Below are 18755 nucleotides of genomic sequence, written 5' to 3' on the forward strand. Positions count from 1 at the left end.
GACGTCCAAGTAGAGTGCCGTAGAGAGCGATGAGCACAGTAAAGAGCGTTGTCTGATGCCGATTGGCCAGAACTAGCAGCTGAGCAGTGGTCTGTGCACTGATCTCAATGGGCAGGTAGCGCGCAGCGCGGCTGCGACCCGCCTCTCTGGGGTGATCGGTCGGCAAGCTCAAGCGCTCGGGAATGCCTGCGAGCTGCGCTTGCCAGGACTGGCTTTGACGCGCGAGCTCGCCGCTGTCCTCTAACCATGCCCGTTGCCAGGCGGCATGGTCTGCGTAGGATACAGCGAGCGGAGTCCAGCCAGGTGCTTGGTCTTGTGCTCGAGCCCCATAGGCCTGTGTTAACTCTTTGCAGAACACCCCCATCGAGACGCCATCGCCCGCGATGTGATGCATGACTAGGGTGAGTACGTGTTGGTCACCACTGAGTTTGATCAAGCGAGCTCGGATCATCAGATCGCGGCTTAAATCAAAGGACTTAGTTGCATCGCGAGCAACGGTTTGCTCAAGCACCTCGGTACGCTCAGCTTCATTGAGTACGCTCAGATCCTCTTGCTCAAGAATCTGAGCGTGGCGATCAAGCGATCGCACATAACCCCGGGGCTCTCCGTCCTCGTTTGCGATCACCGTGCGCAGCGGCTCATGGCGCTCGATCACATCGCGCAAGGCAAGCCCTAGCGCCTGAGCCTGCAATGCACCCGAGAGCCTGAGCGCTGCAGGCATGTTGTAGTTACCACTCGCACCTTCAATCTGCTCAAGCGTCCAGAGTCGTATCTGACCGTAGGAGAGTACGCGTTGGGTTCCATCCGCCTCAGGATTAGCGACACCTTGACCCGGGATAATGGGCGGGCGCCAGACTGCCACCGCACCGCTTGCGGCAAGCGCCTGTGCTTCGGCTTGCACTTGGTCAAGTGCCTGAGCAACCCCGGCAACGGTGGGCTGCTCAAAGAGAATACGTAGCGCAAGCTCAAGCCCGGTGCGAGTCCTCAGCTGTGAGAGCAGGCGCATGGCGAGAAGCGAGTGGCCGCCTAGCGCAAAGAAGCTATCGTCTAAGCCAACACGTGTGGCGCCTGTGAGCTCAGCAAAGAGGTTGGCCACGAGTTGCTCGTGTTCAGTGACAGGAGCTCGGTACTCGCCTTCGCCCGTGATCTCGGGCGCGGGCAGGGCACGCACATCGAGCTTGCCGTTGGGCGTGAGTGGTAGTGAGTCGAGCACCACGAAGGCGGCCGGCACCATGTAGTCGGGCAGGGTACTGGACAGAACGCTACGAATAACCGCTGTCTCAGGGATGGAGACATCTGCACCTGTGCCTACAACCGCATCTGAACTCGCAACGAGATACGCCACCAGCTGCTTAGCCACATCCTCGCCTCGGGCCTGCACGGTGCACTGAGCGATGCCGGGGATGGCAACGAGTGCTGCTTCGATCTCGCCCAACTCAATCCTAAAGCCTCGGATCTTGACCTGCGCGTCCGCCCGCCCGAGGTATTCCAGTACCCCGTCCTCGGTCCAGCGCGCTAAGTCGCCGCTGCGGTACATGCGGGCACCTGGCGTGAAGGGGTTAGCCACGAAGCGCTCAGCGGTGAGCCCCGCACGACCGAGATAGCCACGCGCGAGGCCCGCGCCTGCGATGTAGAGCTCGCCGGCAACGCCCACTGGTAAAGGACTCAGACTTGCATCGAGGATATAGATCTGCGTGTTCCAGATGGGGTAGCCGATGGGAGGTGTATCTAATCCGTCACTTTTTCTGCACTGCCAGTACGTGACATCAATCGCGGCCTCGGTAGGACCGTAAAAATTCCAGAGTAGTGTGTTTGGTAGCTTATTGAGGCACTCGTGTTGTAACGATCCACTTAAGGCCTCGCCGCTTGTGACAAGATGTTTGATGGGTAGTGCGTCATGATTATTCTTTGACGCCAAGAAGGCATCGAGCATCGAGGGGACGAAGTGCAGGGTGGTAACCCCTTGTTCACGAATTAACTGCTCAAGGTATCGTGGATCCTTATGACCTTCTGGTTTAGCAACGATGAGTGTTGCGCCGTTAAAAACAGGTAATAGAAACTCCCATACCGAAACATCAAAGGACCAGGGAGTCTTCTGTAGTACACGATCAACTGATGTTAGTTGCAATTCGGATCGCATCCAATCCAAGCGATTGATAAGAGCTAATTGCGTATTACCAGCACCCTTAGGTGTTCCAGTCGACCCTGAGGTGTAGATCAGATAAGCGAGGTTCTGCGGGGTGAGCGGTGTAATTCGCTCGGCTTGCGTGATAGGTGCTTGATCAAGCGTGGCAAGAGTGACTTGAGTGGCGGCGTCATTTAGCTGCAGCACTGCAAGCGTAACGTTCGAGGTCTGTGAGGCATTGAGACGATGTGTGTCAAGCGCTTCTTGAATGACACCGACCTGGCTGATGAGTAAGCTCGCACCGCTATCGGTGAGCATAAAGGCTAAGCGTGCGGTGGGGTAGTCTGGGTCAACCGGCAGGTAGGCTGCACCGGACTTAAGCACTGCGATAAGGGCAACGACCATTTCGATGGAGCGTGGGAGCGCGATTGCCACGATCTGCTCGGGGCCGATGCCTAGGCTAATTAAGTGACGCGCAAGCTGGTTGGCGCGCGCATCGAGTTGCGCGTACGTGAGACTGTCCCCATCGAACACGAGTGCTGTGGCCTCAGGCGTGCGGGCGACTTGCTGCTCAAAGAGCTCGGGGAGCGTCGAATGGGATTGATCTATAGCAGAGTGTTTCCCTCGAAATAGCTCAAGAACGGAGCCAAACTCTATATCTCTGATTATTTTGACTGAGGCGACTGCCGTATCGTCATCGGGTAGATTGAGAAATAATTCGGTCAATCGATCTAGATGCTTGACGACCGATGATTCGCTGAGATAGTCCGGCTCGTATTCAAACCTAAGCTCAACGGGCCCGTCATCGAGATTGTCATAAATTCGTAAGGCGCTTTCACCTACGGGGCCAGTCTTCAACGTTTTTAACTGAGCCGCCAGAGATCCAAAATTGAGCTTCAAATTGAAGCTCAGGAGATTTATCTCTAAATTAAAAGGAACCAGCTCTCGATTTGCAATATGCAACTTATTGATGTCAGTTATTGGATAGCGACTGTGACGCAGCACGCCACGCATGGCAGCAGATGTTTGCTGCACGACGTCAGCAAAGCTGTCCTGAGGCGCTATTGCAATTCTGAGTACTACGGGGTTAGACATCATCCCGCCAGCTAAGCGAGCTTGTGTGTCGCGTCCTAAGGCGGGGATAGCAAGACAAATATCTAACTTGCCCGTCAGGCGCGACAGATAGATTGCATAGATTGCGGTTAACACAGCAAAGGGGGTGACACCTAAGCGGTGCCCCGTTGCAACGATTCGATCGTACTGTTCCCGAGAAAGCTGAGTGCTATACGATGCGGGTATATCGGGTGCATGAACAGCGACGGGGCGATTTGCGAGTGAACAGTTTGCCTCGATACCCTCTAGCCTTGATTGCCAATACTGTCGATCTTTTAGATAAGTCTCGCTGCCTCGGTATTCGAGTGCGCGTCTAACCGTCTGAGCCCAAGATACGCCTATGGGCTTGGTTGAGGCTGCCGAATCCAAATAAACCTCGGCCATGTACTGCATGGCCACTTGGCAGCCCCAGCCATCGTTGACCAAATGGTGCATGACCCAGAACCATTCCCACTGGTCATCGGCAATTTGTATCAAACCGAAGCGACAAAGGCGATCCAGTTTTAAATCGAAGGCTTGTTCAAACTCTCCGGTAATAATTTCTTGTGCGGCCAGCGCGGGGTCTCTTTGATCTCGTACATCCCATGTCAGGAATGGCGCTGTCACATCTTCGTCGATGATCTGAAACGGTTCGTCGTTTATCACCACGAAACGGCAGCGCAGGTTGTCGAAACGGTCGATAACTGCTTTGAGTGCAAAGGCAAGGCGCTTTAAGTCTAGGTGGCCCCTAAAACTTATCGACTGACCAATGTTGTAGCCAGTCGCTCTCGGGTCAATCAGTTGATGAAACCAGATGTTTAACTGTGCATCAGTTAACGGCAGTAGCTCGCCGTTAATCATGCTGCTTCGATCGGCGTGTACATCAAATCGCCTCGACAGTATTTGTGGGTATGACTAGGCTTCGGTCCGAGCCTAATTGAATAATCTCGTCGCTTGCATCGATTACGCCCTGCGCAAGCGTAGGCATGTTTTCTAAGCGAAGTGCGCGCTCAAAGAAATCTTGTTGTGCCAAATCTTCTAGTTCAGTGATGTCCTCAAGGACGAAATAAGTGCGTTGAAGATCCAACATGTTGTAGTCAGTTCTCATCACCCGATCGAGATCAAAGCGGATTAAGTTTGGCGTTTTGTCTTCTGTTGCGAACATAATTTCTTTAGGCGATGAAGCGACCGCGGCGCCATACACTTTTATATTCCCTCGCTCTTTAACTAAACCGACCTCGAGCGTGAACCAATACGCGGCAGCAATTTTTTTGACTAGATCTTGACGCCCCATTTTGATGGCTTTCAATATGCCGCGCGCACTAGACTGCATAAGCTTAGATACTTCGGGATACATGAGCATTGCCGTGTGCCCGTATATATCGTGAAACAGATCCGGATATTCCTGAAATTGCGATCCATCGAGCGATCGAATTTCACACGCCATCGGAAACCTTTTGTTCGCCAACTCAGTAAAAAATATTTCGTTTGGAATGAAGCCATGTGCACCCGTCACTTCCCAACCCGTTGAGCGCGAGAGCTGAGCGGTAAGATCGCTAAACTTAGGGATGTGCTTGGTATCTAGGCGAATGGCCTCTTGGCCTTGAAGAAGCTTGGAGCACGAAGTCTTAGCAGACAGTTCCTGCATTGAATTGATCAGGCTTGCCCATGTTGCATGTGATGTCTCGGAGTAGCGGGTCGCCCAGTCCTGTGCAATCAGCATGCCGTCATGGTCTAGATGGTGTTCTTCTTGCTTTGCGATCGTCATAGCCGTCATGGCGTCAGGGTTATACGTTTGTGTGCACCCGAGGCCCGACCCACGGAGGGGGTGCAAAGTCGTTAGGCGAGTGACAACTTTTTAGCTGAGGCTAAGTGTTGCGTATACCCATCGAACGAAGGGAATGCTACAAAAGAAAGTTTTGCTTAGTTATTTGGGCGATGTTTCAAGTCTAGAGTTCTACCGCGCGGGCGTAAGAATAGAACTAAGACTTGAGTGCTTGGGCTAACAGACGGGCTGTGTGTATGGCCTCTGTTTGTGCGCCATCATGAATTTGGTGACGGCAACTTGTGCCATCAGCGACCACCACAGAGTTAGGCTTGCGCTTGCGCACTGCTGGTAGCAGAGCAAGCTCAGCCATGGCAAGTGATGCGTCGTGATGTTCTGCCTCGTAACCAAAACTTCCAGCCATACCACAGCACGATGATTCGATTGTTGAGACTGTCACCCCTGGAATCCAGCTCAGCACGGTTTGCACAGGTGTCAAGGCATCGAATGCTTTTTGGTGACAGTGACCGTGCAACATCACGGTATCGGTATCAATGGCTGAGAGCGAAAGGCTGAGCCGATTCGCTTTATGTTCGCGGACCAGGAATTCCTCAAATAGAAGGGCGCTTTCACTCAAAGCCTTGGCTTCTTCACCCCAACCATATTGCAAGAACTCATCGCGCATGGTTAATAGGCAAGAGGGCTCTAAACCCACGATGGGCACGCCGCGTTTTACGAAAGGGGTGAGTGCATCCAGGGCGCGACGCGCTTCTTGTTTAGCCTGTTTGACCAATCCTGCAGACAAGAAAGTACGGCCGCAGCAGAGGGGTCGTTCGTTCGGGACGGTGTTGAAGTGCACGGTATAACCCGCAGCTTCAAGCACTTGCTGTGCAGCCTGTGCGTTTTCAACATCGATGTGATTGTTGAAGGTATCCACAAACAATAGAACTTCTTTGACCGCTGAAGACGCGCCTGTTGATGTATTGCTTTGTGCTGATTTCTGTATCGCCTTTAAAAAGCTAGGACGGAAAACAGGTAAAGAGCGTTCAGCAGCAAACCCCAGCATTTTCTTTACCGCGGCGCCAAGCACAGGTGTCTGCTCAAGCGCGTGCAGTACGCCTCCAACGTGCCCGGCTGCACCAGCATAGCGAGGCATATAGGCGACTAACTTCTCACGCAGGCTGGTGCCATGTTTTGCACCCCAAGCTGCTCGGGCCTCGATCTTCATCTTGGCCATGTCGACGCCTGTGGGGCAGTCGCGCTTGCAGCCCTTGCAGGATACACATAGGTCCAGCGTTTCTTTCACTTCTAAGCTTGCTAAGCCATCCGACCCAAGTTGTCCGGATAAGGCCAGACGCAAGGTGTTGGCGCGTCCTCTGGTGACGTGTTGCTCGTCTTTGGTGATTCGGTAGCTTGGGCACATGGTGCCGGCATCGAATTTGCGGCAATGACCGTTGTTATTACACATCTCAATAGCAGAGGCCAGCCCATTGCTTGGATCGACTCCGGTGCCAGGTGCAGTCTCGACGCCAGTCAGCGGGTCGCGCAACACATTCCAGCTAGACCAGTCGAGTGCGGTTGAAATATTGGCCACCCCATAGCCCGGCGCAAAACGGAAATTAGAACGATCATCCATTCTGGGTGGATGAATCATCTTGTTAGGGCTAAAGCGGTTATCTGGATCAAAAAGATTTTTGATCTCGGCGAAGGCTTGGTGGATTCGCGGACCATATTGCCACGCCACCCATTCGCCGCGGCACAAACCGTCGCCATGCTCACCCGAAAGGGCGCCTTTGTATTCCCGCACAAGCGCTGCAGTCTCTTCAGCGATTGCGCGCATTTTCTGTGCGCCGTCGCGGCGCATATCTAGAATGGGTCTAACGTGCAGTGTGCCCACGCTCGCATGCGCGTACCAAGTGCCCTCGGTTCCATAGCGATGAAACACTTCGGTCAATCTATTGGTGTATTCGGCCAGATTTTCAAGCGGGACCGCACAGTCTTCCACGAAGGAAACGGGTTTGCCGTCACCTCTCATGCTCATCATGATGTTCAAGCCCGCTTTGCGCACATCCCATAAGGCTTTTTGTGCGTTGGCCTCAGGCATCTTGACGACACAATTAGGTAAGCCGTGATCTGACAGCAGGGTGTCGAGTTCATCGAGCTTCTTAATCAATCCGGACTGTTCTTCGCCGGCAAACTCAACGAGCAGGATCGCAGCAGGCTTTCCAATCAGTGCTTTCTCGATCACGGGCCGGAAGGCGGGATTCTCAAGAGCGAGCTCAATCATCGTGCGGTCAACAAGCTCGACTGCTGTCGGATTCAGTTTAACGATGTGCTGTGCCGAGTCCATTGCTTGATAAAAGCTTTGGAAGTTCACCACGCCCAAGGTTTTATGCACTGGCAGAGGGCTTAGCTTGAGCGTAATCTGACGGCTGTATGCGAGCGTGCCTTCCGAACCAACCAAGAGATGCGACAGGTTGGCTACGCCATCGTCGGTGTAGGCGCGTGGGTTCTGACAATCAAATAAATCGAGGTTGTAACCCGCTACGCGTCGCAACACTTTGGGAATGCGCTCAGCGAGTTCGCCACGCTCCCTTGTTGCGATCTGTTTGAGTTGATCCAGGATGCCTTGCATCCGAGAGCCCGATACAGGCGCATTCAAGGAACCAAAGTACGCTTGCGTCCCATCTGGCAGAATGGCATCAATACCCAACACGTTGTGAACCATGTTGCCATATTCGATGGATCGCGAGCCACAGGAATTATTGCCCGCCATGCCGCCGATCGTGCATTGTGCGCTTGTCGATACGTCGACCGGAAACCACAAGCCATGCGGCTTTAACCACGCATTGAGATGGTCAAGAACAATACCGGGCTCGACGGTTACCGTGCACGCCTGGGGATCGAAGTCAATTACATTACAAAGCCATCGGCTGTTGTCGATGATCAGTGCTTCGCCAACTGTCTGCCCGCATTGACTTGTGCCAGCGCCGCGTGACAACACAGCTGCACCGAGATCACGCGCGACATCTAGCGCGCACAACACATCGGCTTGATCGCGCGGCACGACTACCCCAGTCGGTGTGATCTGATAGATCGAGGCATCGGTCGAGTAACGTCCGCGGCTTGCCGCATCAAACAACACGTCGCCACGAATTTCCGTGGCAAGACGTGTGGCAAGCGCTGAGGCGCTAGCCGTTTGCTTTCGATGAAAGACGATCGGCTTTGGGGGCTGCGGTGCGAGAACTGCGCTCATACGTTCTTTGCAAAATAGTCCATACCAGCGTTCACGCCACTTCCAGCAAGTTTGACTCCTGCCAACTTTAAGCCCATCTCAACACCAGCGAGAGTGGCTAACAAGGTGAGATCGTTGCTGTCACCCAAGTGGCCAATACGGAACATGCGGCCTTTCAGCTTGCCCAGTCCGGTGCCTAAAGACAGATCAAAGCGTTGTTGAATAAGTTTACGAATCGCATCTGCATCGACGCCAACGGGTGTGATGACGCCAGTCAAAATAGGCGAATACACGGTAGGGTCAGCACACTGAATCGGCAAGGCCCAGGCCGTCACAGCTGCGCGAACGCCAGCCGCCCAACGCTGATGGCGAGCGAAGACTTTGTCCATGCCTTCTTCGGCGAGCATGTCCTGCGCCTCAGACAAACCATAGAGCAGGTTGGTGCTCGACGTGTAGGGCCAGTAGCCATCCTTATTCATTTCAATGATTTCGTCCCAAGCCCAAAAGGCGCGGGGAAGCTTGGCCGTTTTCGAGGCCTCAATCGCACGCGGGGACACAGCGTTAAAGCTAATGCCTGGAGGCAGCATCAAGCCTTTCTGCGAACCACTGATGGAGACATCGATGCCCCACGCATCATGCTGGAAGTCTGCACTTGCAAGGCCTGAGATCGTATCGACCATCAACAACGCTGGGTGTTTGGCATCGTCCATCGCTTTACGAACAGCCGCAATGTTGGAGGTGACACCCGTGGAGGTCTCGTTGTGTACGACACAGACGGCTTTAATTTCATGATTCTTGTCCTGCAGCAGGCGTGCATGAATCAAGTCCGCTTGAACACCGCGACGCCAGCCTGGTGCGTTGGGCAGATGCTCATCCGTCCCTTGCCAAGACAAAATCTCGGTCTTGAGGCCAAGTCGTGTGGCGAGCTTATTCCACAACGAGGCGAACTGACCTGTCTCAAACATCAAAATGTGGTCGCCGGGGCTCAGCGTATTGGTCAGAGCTGCTTCCCATGCGCCCGTACCGGAGGCTGGGTAGATTACGACCGGATGTTTGGTCTTGAAGATGTCTTTCATGCCTTGCAAAACTTTCAGACCTAGGGCGCCAAACTCGGGCCCGCGATGGTCAATGGTCGGCAAGCTGATGGCGCGCAAGATGCGATCCGGCACAGGACTGGGGCCTGGGATCTGTAGAAAGTGGCGGCCAGTCGGATGAAAGTTAAGCTTAAGCATGTTTGCTCCGTCGAGAATAGGGGAAAATTACCACAATGTGACGCTGCGAGGGGCTAAAACACTAAGGTAATTGGAGGTTTAGTCCGGTTTGCTGACGGAGGTTTTCAATATCCGACAGGGTATCCATATCAGCCAGAAAATGGCCGTTTTGGCTGGGATATTGATGAACGAGCTCCCCGTGGCTCTCGATATACGCTCGGCAGGTGTCACCGGAGGCCAGCACTGCTTGCACCGCCTCAGGACCCAAGGCAACAGGGTTACCGCGCTTGCCGTCCACTCGTGGGTACGCGATGCAGGTGCGAGGAGGTCGACCGTTATATGCCTCGATACACTCCTGATAGTCTTGTGCAGTCATGAGCGGTTGGTCAACCAACACGACTAAGGTGAGCTCGTAAGGCGCAGCCAACGCTGTGAGACCGTGCAGGACAGAGGATTGTTGGCCGTTTTCAGGTGCTGGATTTCGAACAACTCTTACGGTCTGCGCCCACGCCGCGGTAGCGGCTGAGGTCCTCAGCAAGGTTTCGACCTCTGCGTGGAAGAAGCCCGTGACGACGACAATCTGTTGGATGCCGGCTGCATGGAGCGCCTCCAGCTGGCGCAGAACCAGAGGCTTGCCATTTACCTGCACGAGGCTCTTTGCGCAGCCGCCAAGTCGCGAGCCTTGCCCGCCCGTCAATAAAACGGCTGCGACGTGTGAGGGGTGCAGAGTGGCCATCTTGGTTCAGGTAATCGGTGCAGGGTTAAACAAGACCAGTGCATTGTGGATCTTCCATTGCTCGGCCCAGGTTTTGCGGCCGCTTGCGACCTCAAGCATGAGTTTGAAAATCTCCATGCCCAGCGCTTCGATTGATAGTTCACCATCGGCCACGCGACCTGCATTCACATCCATCAAATCGTGCCACCGCCGTGCGAGATCGCTTCGGGTCGCAACCTTAATCACAGGGCACTCAGCCAGCCCATAGGGCGTACCACGTCCCGTTGTAAAGATGTGGAGGTTCATGCCTGCCGCGAGTTGTAGCGTGCCACAAATGAAATCACTCGCTGGAGTGGCGGCATAGACGAGGCCGCGTTGCCCAGCGCCAAGTTTTTCACCGGGCGCCAAGACGCTTGATATCTGCGCGGAACCACTTTTGATGATGGATCCCATCGCTTTTTCGACAATATTCGATAGGCCGCCAGCCTTATTCCCGGGGGTCGTGTTCGCACTACGGTCGACTTTTCCGCGTGCCAAATAGTTGTCATACCACTCGAGCTGGTCGATGATTGCTTGCGCAACGTCAGGATTTGCCGCGCGAGCAGTCAGTTGATCGACGCCGTCGCGCACCTCGGTGTTTTCACTAAACATGACCGTCGCACCAGCGCGCACGAGTAAATCTGCCGCAATGCCGAGCGCAGGGTTTGCCGTCACGCCACTCAATGCGTCGCTTCCGCCGCATTGCATGCCCACGACAAGTGCACTGGCGGGAACGGTCTCTCGCGTGCGTTGATTCAGTCGCTTTAGATGAATCTCTGCCTCGCGCATGATGGCTTCGATCATCGACATAAACCCAACGTGCTCAGCGTCTTGTAAACAAATCGTATTGACGCTCGTGCTTCGATCGTCTTTGATGGGGAAGCTTCCGGGTGGCAACAGACGGTCTGGCTGCAATTTCTCGCACCCAAGGCTCACCACCATGACCTCACCACCAAAGTTTGGATTCAAACTAATGTTGCGTACGGTGCGAATCGGGATGATGGCCTCAGCGGCGTCGATCGCCACGCCACACCCGTAGCTATGCTCAAGTCCCACCACATCGTCCACATTTTTGTATCGTGGTAACAACTCGTTGCGGATGCGCTGCACGGCAAACTCGACCACGCCGGCGACGCACTGCACGGTGGTCGTGATGCCCAATAGGTTGCGAGTGCCAACTGAGCCGTCGTCGTTGCGATAGCCCTCGAAGGTAAAGCCCGTCAGGGGTTCAGTTTGATGGGGTTTGATCGTGGCAATCGGCAGGTTCTCAAAATTTCTGGCCGACGGCATCTGTAATAGTTTTTCATGCACCCAGCTTCCTGCTGCGATATCCTTAAGTGCATAGCCGATCGTCACCCCGTAACGGATCACGGGCTGACCGGCGGTCAGGTCTGTTAAGGCGACTTTATGCGCTTGCGGCACCTTGTCTTTGAGAGTGGGGCCATCAGGTATCGTAGTGCCTGCCGCGAGGCCACCGTCATTGCCAACGATGGCTACGTTGTCGCGAGGATGCATGCGAATAAGGTGAGGCTTACTTGGCGGCTTTGGGGCTGTCATGTTCAAAGATGTCAAAACGGCTTGTTTTGCGGGCCGTTGTTTGGTTGAATAGGATGCTTGGTTAGCTATGAGCTTAACCTTTTGGGGAAAAATATGGGTCAAACCATGACCGAAAAGCTTTACGCAGCGCACACGGAGTCGGGTGCTGCCAAGGCAGGGGACATCGTAATGGTGTCTCCGGATGTTGTATTAATTAATGATGTGAGTGGCACCATTACGATTGAGCAACTTGAGCGCATGCAAGAGGCTGGCCCGCGGTATCCCGACAGGGTCGTGCTTGTTGCCGATCATTTTTCGCCTGCAAAGGACATCATTAGCGCCCAGTCCATCCGCTTGCTCAGGCAGTTTGGACGCCAATTTGGAATTGAGCACTACTACGACGCGGGTAACGGCGGGATTGAACACACCTTGTTGCCAGAGATCGGCATGATTGGCCCGGGGGGGATAGTCTTTGGCGCTGATTCCCACACCTGTACCGCGGGCGCGTTCAATGCGTCAGGGATGGGCTTTGGTTCAACCGACTTGGCCGCGGCCATGGCGCTTGGTGAGTTATGGGTCAAGGTACCAGAGTCAATGCGCATCGATATCGTGGGTTCGCCTCGTCCGTACGTGACGGGCAAGGACATCATTCTGTCGTTGATTGCTGCGATTGGCTCGGATGGTGCATCCAATTTGTCGATTGAGTTTGGGGGGCCAGGGCTGTGTCATTTAAATGTCGATGAGCGGATGGCTGTCGCGAATATGGCTGTTGAAGCCGGTGCCGAGACCTGTGTCTTCGAGGCCGACGAGCAAGTGCATGCCTTTGCCGCAGCGCATGGCTGGCGAGCACGCTCAGCGGTGGCGCCTGACCCTGATGCGCACTATCAGTCGAGCCGTGTGATCGACTTGGATGCGCTGGAGCCGCTGGTGGCCGTGCCGCCATCCCCCGCAAATGGAACAGTGCTGTCTAAATTAATCGGCACGAAAGTCGATCAGGTTTACATCGGGAATTGTTCTAACGGAACTTTGACCGATCTTCGGCAGGCGGCTTCAGTGTTGCGCGGGCGAAAAGTTAGTCGCGACGTCAGGGTCATCATCGTGCCAGCCACTAATGCGATTTACCGCGAAGCGGCAGCAGAGGGGCTGCTCGAGGTGTTTGCCTCGGCAGGTGCTGCAGTGTCGTTGCCTACATGCGGAGCCTGCTTTGGCGGCCACATGGGGGTACTTGCGGAAGGTGAAACGGCTATCGCCACGACAAACCGTAATTTCAAAGGCAGAATGGGACATCCTAATTCGCGTGTCTATCTTTCCAACGCATGGGTTGCTGCAGCGGCAGCCGTCAACGGCGAGATCGTTGATCCAAGTATGCTTGCGGTTATCTAAATAGGTCACAGTCCATGATTTCATCCGTTTGTGTGCATCGTTATGGTGACAATGTCGATACCGATACGATTATTCCTGGCCGATATCTCACGTTAAGACGTCCTGAAGAGCTTGCTGGGCATTGCATGGAGGGGCTAGATCCGGACTTTGTGCGACGCGTCAAGGCGGGTGACATCATTGTGGCGGGTCGAAACTTTGGTTCCGGATCGTCCCGAGAACACGCGCCCATTGCGATTCGGGCAGCCGGAATCTCTTGCGTCGTAGCGACAAGTTTCGCACGCATTTTTTATCGCAATGCGATCAACATTGGACTGCCGGTGTTTGAGTGTCCGGAGCTCGTCGCCGCGGTGAGTACAGGAGATCGTATTGATGTGGACCTTGCTATGGGTGCATTTTTCTTTGATGCCAAGCGCTTTGAAACGCCGCCATTGCCGCCTGTCATTCAGGCGATTGTCGATGCACAAGGACTCGTCCCTTACATTGTGAACAAGAGCAAGCATGGTTGATGTCATGAGAGATCCTCTGACGCACACAATGACGGGTAGCAAGGCGCATCGGCGTGCGGTCGCGGATGCGTTGAATGTTTTTGCGCCGCGCAGAGTGTTGGATATATGTTGTGGTGACGGATGGTTGCTCAATGCGCTGCGACATCCCGTCGTTATTGATGGAATTGATTTTTACTCACCGGCTCCCCAGGGGTATGGCTTATTCGTTCGCGCAGATTTCAACGCTGGCGTCCCTAAAGAACTTGGACGTTACGATGCGATTGTTTGCTGCGAGGCAATGGGGTATTTGCAAAATCCGGGCAGTTTTGTCCAGAGCGTACGGCAACATTTAAGCCCTCGTGGACGTTTCGTGTTGTCCGTACCTAATCCGAATTATGTTGGTGCGCGGGTCAATCACATGATCCAAGGTTATCCCAGGTCTTACTCTTGGTTCGCGCAAAACGATACGCCAGAACCCCATATGCCTTGGTTGAGTCTCGGACTTTTTCAGCTTTGGTTGTTGTTGGGCCTGAATGGTTTTGAAGAAATTTCTGTACATGATGTGGATGAACCCAAACCGCGTCGAGCCTGGGAACATGGTTTAGGTTGGATCGTGAAAAACTATGCGCGACGTCAGTTTCGCAAGGCGGATTCCGAGAGCTTACGTATGTTGTGGTCGCAGGCCTTGTCGGATCAGGTGGTCTATGGCCGACAGCTCGTGATCTCTGCTGTCGCGAATTCATAGCGCCTTGGCTGTAGTTTGAATGCACGCTGTTGTCTAAAAGTTTGAATAACGAAGAAAAGAAGAATGCTGATGAGTCCCGTAGCTAAGGCAGTTCCAAATGTCTCGCGCCAACTAGCAAAATTCACCGCTGAGTTTGAATGGAATGACGTTCCCGAACAAGTGCGACATGAAGCGAAGCGTTCTTTATTGAACTACTTTGCAACCGCGCTTTCAGCTTGTTATGACCCCACGATTGAGAAAGCGCTGCGCGTATATGGTGCGTTTTCTAATTCGCAACAAGCAACGATTATTGGTCGTGCCGAGCGGATGGATGTGCTCACCGCTGCAGCGCTTAATACGATAGGTGCAAACGTTTTTGATTTTGACGATACACATATCCCCACGATTATTCACCCTACCGCCCCGGTGGCGTCCCCAGTGTTTGCTTGGGCGCAAGCGCGCGCGGTGACGGGTGCTGAGGCACTCTTGAGCTTCATCGTTGGGGCAGAAGTGGAGTGTCGTATTGGGAACGGGGTGTCGCCCGGGCACTACGCGCGTGGCTGGCACATTACCTCGACCTGCGGAGTATTTGGTGCGGCATGTGCGTCAGCCCGCTTGCTAGGCCTGACAGAGCAACAGTCTCTTTGGGCGCTTGGGTCTGCCTCTGTACAAGCGGGGGGCTTGGTTGAGTCGCTTGGCACGATGGCCAAGAGCGTGAGTATGGGTAACGCAGCGCGAAACGGAATGATTGCAGCACTACTTGCCCAGCAGAATTTTGATGGGCCTAAGGCCCCGATTGAAGGAGTGCGTGGTTTTATGCCGGTGACCTGCGATGCACCGGATTTCGATGCGGTGGTATCAGACTTAGGACGTCGATGGGAGCTCTTGCAGAATACGTACAAACCATACCCTTGTGGCGTTGTGCTTAACCCTGTGATTGATGCCTGTTTGGACATCGCCAGCGATGCACAGTTTGTGCAGCGTTCGGTGCAGAACATTTCCCGTATTGAATTAGTAGGTCGCCCCTTACTGAAGCAGCGTACCGATCGCCCTGGTATCCGAACGGGCCGAGAGTCGCAGGTGAGTGCGCAGCATGCGGTACCTGTTTCGCTCGTGCGAGGGCGGGCAGGACTGGCTGAGTTTAGTGATGAGGCTGTTGCCGATCCCGCTCTCCAGGCGCTGGGTCAAAAGGTTTGCTTTATCGAAGATAGCGCGTATGGTGTCGAAGCCGCGACAGTCAGAGTCCACTGGGCAGACGGTTTTGTCTTGAGCCGTACCGTGGAGGTTCCGCAAGGCTCGACGGGCAAGCCGCTGACCGACGCACAGATTGAAGAGAAATTACGCGCGCTCTGTTCGTATGGGAAATCAGGTGTTCAGGTTGAGCCCTTGATCGATGCGGTGTGGTCGCTGGATCGTGCACGTGACGCCGGCGCGTTGATGGCGTTAGTTTCTGGAAAAGCTTAAGGAGTTGTGATGTCAAATGTTCGCTCGGTCAAACAAAGGGGAGTCGCTTAATGAAGAATAAATTCTTGGTGACGGCATGTTCATTGCTCGCGATGACATCCGGCATGGTGCACGCACAGACGGCCCCGGCGAAAGCTTGGCCCACTCAGCCGATCCGCATGATTGTTCCGTTCCCGGGTGGCGCGAGCACCCTCGACGCGGTGGTGCGACTGTTGTCTGTTGAAGTTGGGCGCGATCTCGCTAATCCAGTGATCGTAGAGAACAAGCCTGGAGCGGGGACAGTCATCGGCGTCGATGCGGTTGCCAAGGCTACTGATCAGCACACCTTTGGTGGGGTGGCTAATAGCTTCACCGTCAACCAGACGCTCGTCAAGGCTTTACCTTACAAGACAGTGGATGATTTAGCGCCAGTGATTTTGCTGGCTAAGACAGCCAACGTGCTCGCAATCAAGCCCAGCTTGGGCATAAATACTCTGCAAGAGTTGATTGCGTACGCCAAGAAGAATCCAGGCAAACTTTCCTACGGATCTTTCGGTAATGGCACGACTCCGCACTTTGCGGGTGAGATGCTCAAAACGATGGCTGGAATCGATATGGTGCATGTGCCTTACAAGGCACAGGGCCCTGCGCTGACTGACTTGTTGGCGGGTAACATCGATCTGATGTTCGGAAATCTGCCGGATTTTATCGCCCACATTCGCAGCGGCAAACTAAAGGCGCTTGGGACTACCTATTTGACCCGAGCACCTCTCGCGCCAGAAATCCCAACCATTGCGGAGCAAGGTCTCCCGAAGTTTGAGACGGACTCTTGGTATGGAATCATCGCCCCGGTTGCGACCTCACCGCTTGCGATTTCCACAATGAATGCGGCACTCAACAAAGTGTTGCAGGATCCTGCCATCAAGAAAAATCTAGCTGAGCGTGGCATTGAGATTATCGGAGGCACTCCGGCTGCGTTTGGTGAGCACATCCGTGCAGAGGTGGCAAAATATGCACAGATCGTGAAGTCTTCAAATATGAAGATTGATTAAATTTGTTGGATAAAAATTTCTTGTTTCATTTTTTCTTTAGGTTGTAAAACTATGTCTCAAACACAAGCCTCGAAGCCATTGCGTGTTGCCATTGCAGGTCTTGGCGCCATCGGTAAGTCGATCGCGCAAAGTCTAGCTGCCGGCAAAATACCGGGGGTGGTCTTGACGGCCGTCTCGGCCAAGGATCATGTCAAGGCGGCGAGTTTTGTTTCTTCGTTTGCGCATCCAGTCAAGGTATTGACCATTGCCCAGCTAGAGCCCGAGGCCGATTTGGTGATCGAGTGTGCACCCGCGGCCTTATTGTCTGAGATCATCACGCCATTTCTAAATGCAAAGAAGCAAGTGGTGGTGTTGTCTGTGGGTGCGCTTCTGTTTCATCCAGAGCTCATCGAGGCCGCCAAGACGCAGGGTGGTGTGATTCATGTTCCTACAGGCGCATTGATAGGCTTAGACGCCATGATCGCGGCGGCCGAGGGCACGATTCACACCGTACGCATGGTCACGCGCAAACCACCGAACGGCCTGGCTGGCGCACCTCACCTAATTGAGAATAACATCAGCATCGAGGGCTTAACTGAAGCCAAGAAGGTGTTTGAGGGGAATGCACGCGACGCAGCCAAGGGCTTTCCTGCAAACCTGAATGTAGTTGTGGCGTTGGCGTTAGCCGGAGTGGGCCCAGAAAAGACCTTGCTAGAAATCTGGGCTGACCCAGGTGTCGTGCGCAATACGCACACGATCGTGGTGGATTCCGATTCAGCGAAATTCACCATGACGATGGAGAACATCCCCTCTGAAAACCCTAAGACCGGTCGAATTGTTGCGCAGAGCGTGATCGCTCTGCTGCGCAAGATGCAGTCTGGCTTTAAGGTGGGGACATAGCAAGAGGCAGATCAAGCGTGGTGACTCGTGTGAGTTCACGCTTGTAAGCCTTGTCATCGAAGGGTCGAGCGCGATGCATAGTGGTCCGGTTGTCCCAGATAACCAGGTCACCGAGCGCCCACTCATGGCTATATAAAAATTCTCTGCGCGTCGCGTGTTCGATCAGATCCTTGAGCAGCAAGCGTCCCTCTGGGATGGGCCATTCCGTGATGTGTGCTGCGTGTGACGCGAGGTACAGGGACTTTCTGTTTGAGTCAGCAAACTTTCTGACAAGCGGATGGGTTGCCCCGGGGAGCTTTGCGCTTTCTTCGGGCGAAAAATCAAAGCCCATGGTGTGGCGGGAGTAAACGATCGAATGATAAGCGTGAAGATCTTCGATAGTCGCCTTCGTACCCGCATCTAGCGCGTCGTAGGCTGCACGCATATCGGCAAACTCTGTGTCGGCACGCACGGGGGGAATGTTTCGGGCATAGAGCATCGAGTAGCGACCTGCCGGTTCTTCAAACGAGGCGTCGGTGTGCCAGATGCGGTTGCTAATGCCATTCATCCTTCGACGGTCGGCTGCTTCGAGAATGTTGCCGTCCTGGCCGACGTTTGAAATGTCGGTCAAGGCTTCGTTGCCAAAGCGGTTCTTGCTTAGAACTGAGGAGGATGTTTTGCTGTGCAGCACGCCGTCGAGGCGTTGCGCGAAATCAATTTGGTCATCGTAGCTAAAGTGCTGGTCATGGAAAACTAAGACGCCAAACTCTGTCATGGCTGCTCTGATCGATGCAAGCGTCCCTTGGTCGGTCAAGGTTCTTAAATCCACAGGGCTGACTTCAGCCATGAAGCTTGGATGCAGGTGTTTGAAGTGCAATGTCATACGCATGGCTCCAACTAGTCCGTTTTGGACGATCATACAAGCTATTTACGTACTAGTGACCATGATTTCGTGCACTTTACTGGCAATAAATTTGTAAGAAACCAGCTGCCAGTTAACCAAATTACTATCTCGTGCACTCTGCTTTGAATCCTTGGTAGGGCTGAAGTAAACAATCTCGGTCCGCCAAAGACTGGGAGAGTGATTTTTTG

Annotated in this window: 13 protein-coding genes; 6 read left to right on the top strand and 7 right to left on the bottom strand. The window is 54.0% G+C overall.

What is annotated here, in order from left to right:
• The 6 genes from KZZ10_RS00005 to garD all read right to left on the bottom strand — a co-directional run.
• A partial coding sequence (locus KZZ10_RS00005) for a non-ribosomal peptide synthetase (protein WP_259659441.1) occupies positions 1-4078 on the bottom strand: 4078 nt, incomplete at its 3' end.
• Between the two features lie 22 nt (positions 4079-4100).
• On the bottom strand, positions 4101-4985 hold the full coding sequence (locus tag KZZ10_RS00010; protein WP_259659442.1) for a phenylalanine 4-monooxygenase: 885 nt from the start codon (positions 4983-4985) through the stop codon (positions 4101-4103).
• A 214-nt stretch (positions 4986-5199) separates the two neighbouring features.
• On the bottom strand, positions 5200-8238 hold the full coding sequence (locus KZZ10_RS00015; protein WP_259659443.1) for an FAD-binding and (Fe-S)-binding domain-containing protein: 3039 nt from the start codon (positions 8236-8238) through the stop codon (positions 5200-5202).
• Positions 8235-9449: a pyridoxal-phosphate-dependent aminotransferase family protein gene (locus tag KZZ10_RS00020; protein WP_259659444.1), complete on the bottom strand. Its 1215-nt coding sequence runs from the start codon at positions 9447-9449 to the stop codon at positions 8235-8237. Before KZZ10_RS00020 ends, KZZ10_RS00015 begins: the two co-directional genes overlap by 4 nt.
• A gap of 61 nt (positions 9450-9510) precedes the next feature.
• Positions 9511-10164, bottom strand: a complete 654-nt coding sequence (locus KZZ10_RS00025; protein WP_259659445.1) for a nucleotidyltransferase family protein — start codon at positions 10162-10164, stop codon at positions 9511-9513.
• Between the two features lie 6 nt (positions 10165-10170).
• Positions 10171-11739, bottom strand: a complete 1569-nt coding sequence (gene garD, locus KZZ10_RS00030; protein ID WP_259659446.1) for a galactarate dehydratase — start codon at positions 11737-11739, stop codon at positions 10171-10173.
• A gap of 93 nt (positions 11740-11832) precedes the next feature.
• Here garD and KZZ10_RS00035 point away from each other — a divergent pair, with 93 nt between their 5' ends.
• From KZZ10_RS00035 to KZZ10_RS00060, 6 genes are all read left to right on the top strand, one after another.
• Positions 11833-13101 (top strand): aconitase/3-isopropylmalate dehydratase large subunit family protein, encoded by a 1269-nt coding sequence (locus tag KZZ10_RS00035; RefSeq protein WP_259659447.1) that lies wholly within the window; start codon positions 11833-11835, stop codon positions 13099-13101.
• 14 nt (positions 13102-13115) lie between these two features.
• Positions 13116-13607: a 3-isopropylmalate dehydratase small subunit gene (locus KZZ10_RS00040; RefSeq protein ID WP_259659448.1), complete on the top strand. Its 492-nt coding sequence runs from the start codon at positions 13116-13118 to the stop codon at positions 13605-13607.
• On the top strand, positions 13600-14331 hold the full coding sequence (locus KZZ10_RS00045) for a class I SAM-dependent methyltransferase (RefSeq protein ID WP_259659449.1): 732 nt from the start codon (positions 13600-13602) through the stop codon (positions 14329-14331). Before KZZ10_RS00040 ends, KZZ10_RS00045 begins: the two co-directional genes overlap by 8 nt.
• 69 nt (positions 14332-14400) lie before the next feature.
• A complete protein-coding gene (locus tag KZZ10_RS00050; RefSeq protein ID WP_259659450.1) occupies positions 14401-15774 on the top strand; it encodes an MmgE/PrpD family protein in 1374 nt (457 codons plus the stop codon).
• A gap of 50 nt (positions 15775-15824) precedes the next feature.
• Positions 15825-16805, top strand: a complete 981-nt coding sequence (locus KZZ10_RS00055) for a tripartite tricarboxylate transporter substrate binding protein (RefSeq protein WP_259659451.1) — start codon at positions 15825-15827, stop codon at positions 16803-16805.
• Positions 16806-16856: 51 nt separating this feature from the next.
• The gene (locus KZZ10_RS00060) at positions 16857-17684 is read left to right on the top strand and encodes an aspartate dehydrogenase (protein WP_259659452.1); all 828 of its coding nucleotides are present in this window, start codon (positions 16857-16859) and stop codon (positions 17682-17684) included.
• Here the strand turns inward: KZZ10_RS00060 and KZZ10_RS00065 are convergent.
• Positions 17668-18582: a TauD/TfdA dioxygenase family protein gene (locus KZZ10_RS00065; RefSeq protein WP_259659453.1), complete on the bottom strand. Its 915-nt coding sequence runs from the start codon at positions 18580-18582 to the stop codon at positions 17668-17670. The genes KZZ10_RS00060 and KZZ10_RS00065 overlap by 17 nt on opposite strands.
• Positions 18583-18755: the final 173 nt, after the last annotated feature.

Source organism: Zwartia hollandica, from assembly GCF_019923725.1.
Classification (GTDB): domain Bacteria; phylum Pseudomonadota; class Gammaproteobacteria; order Burkholderiales; family Burkholderiaceae_B; genus Zwartia; species Zwartia hollandica.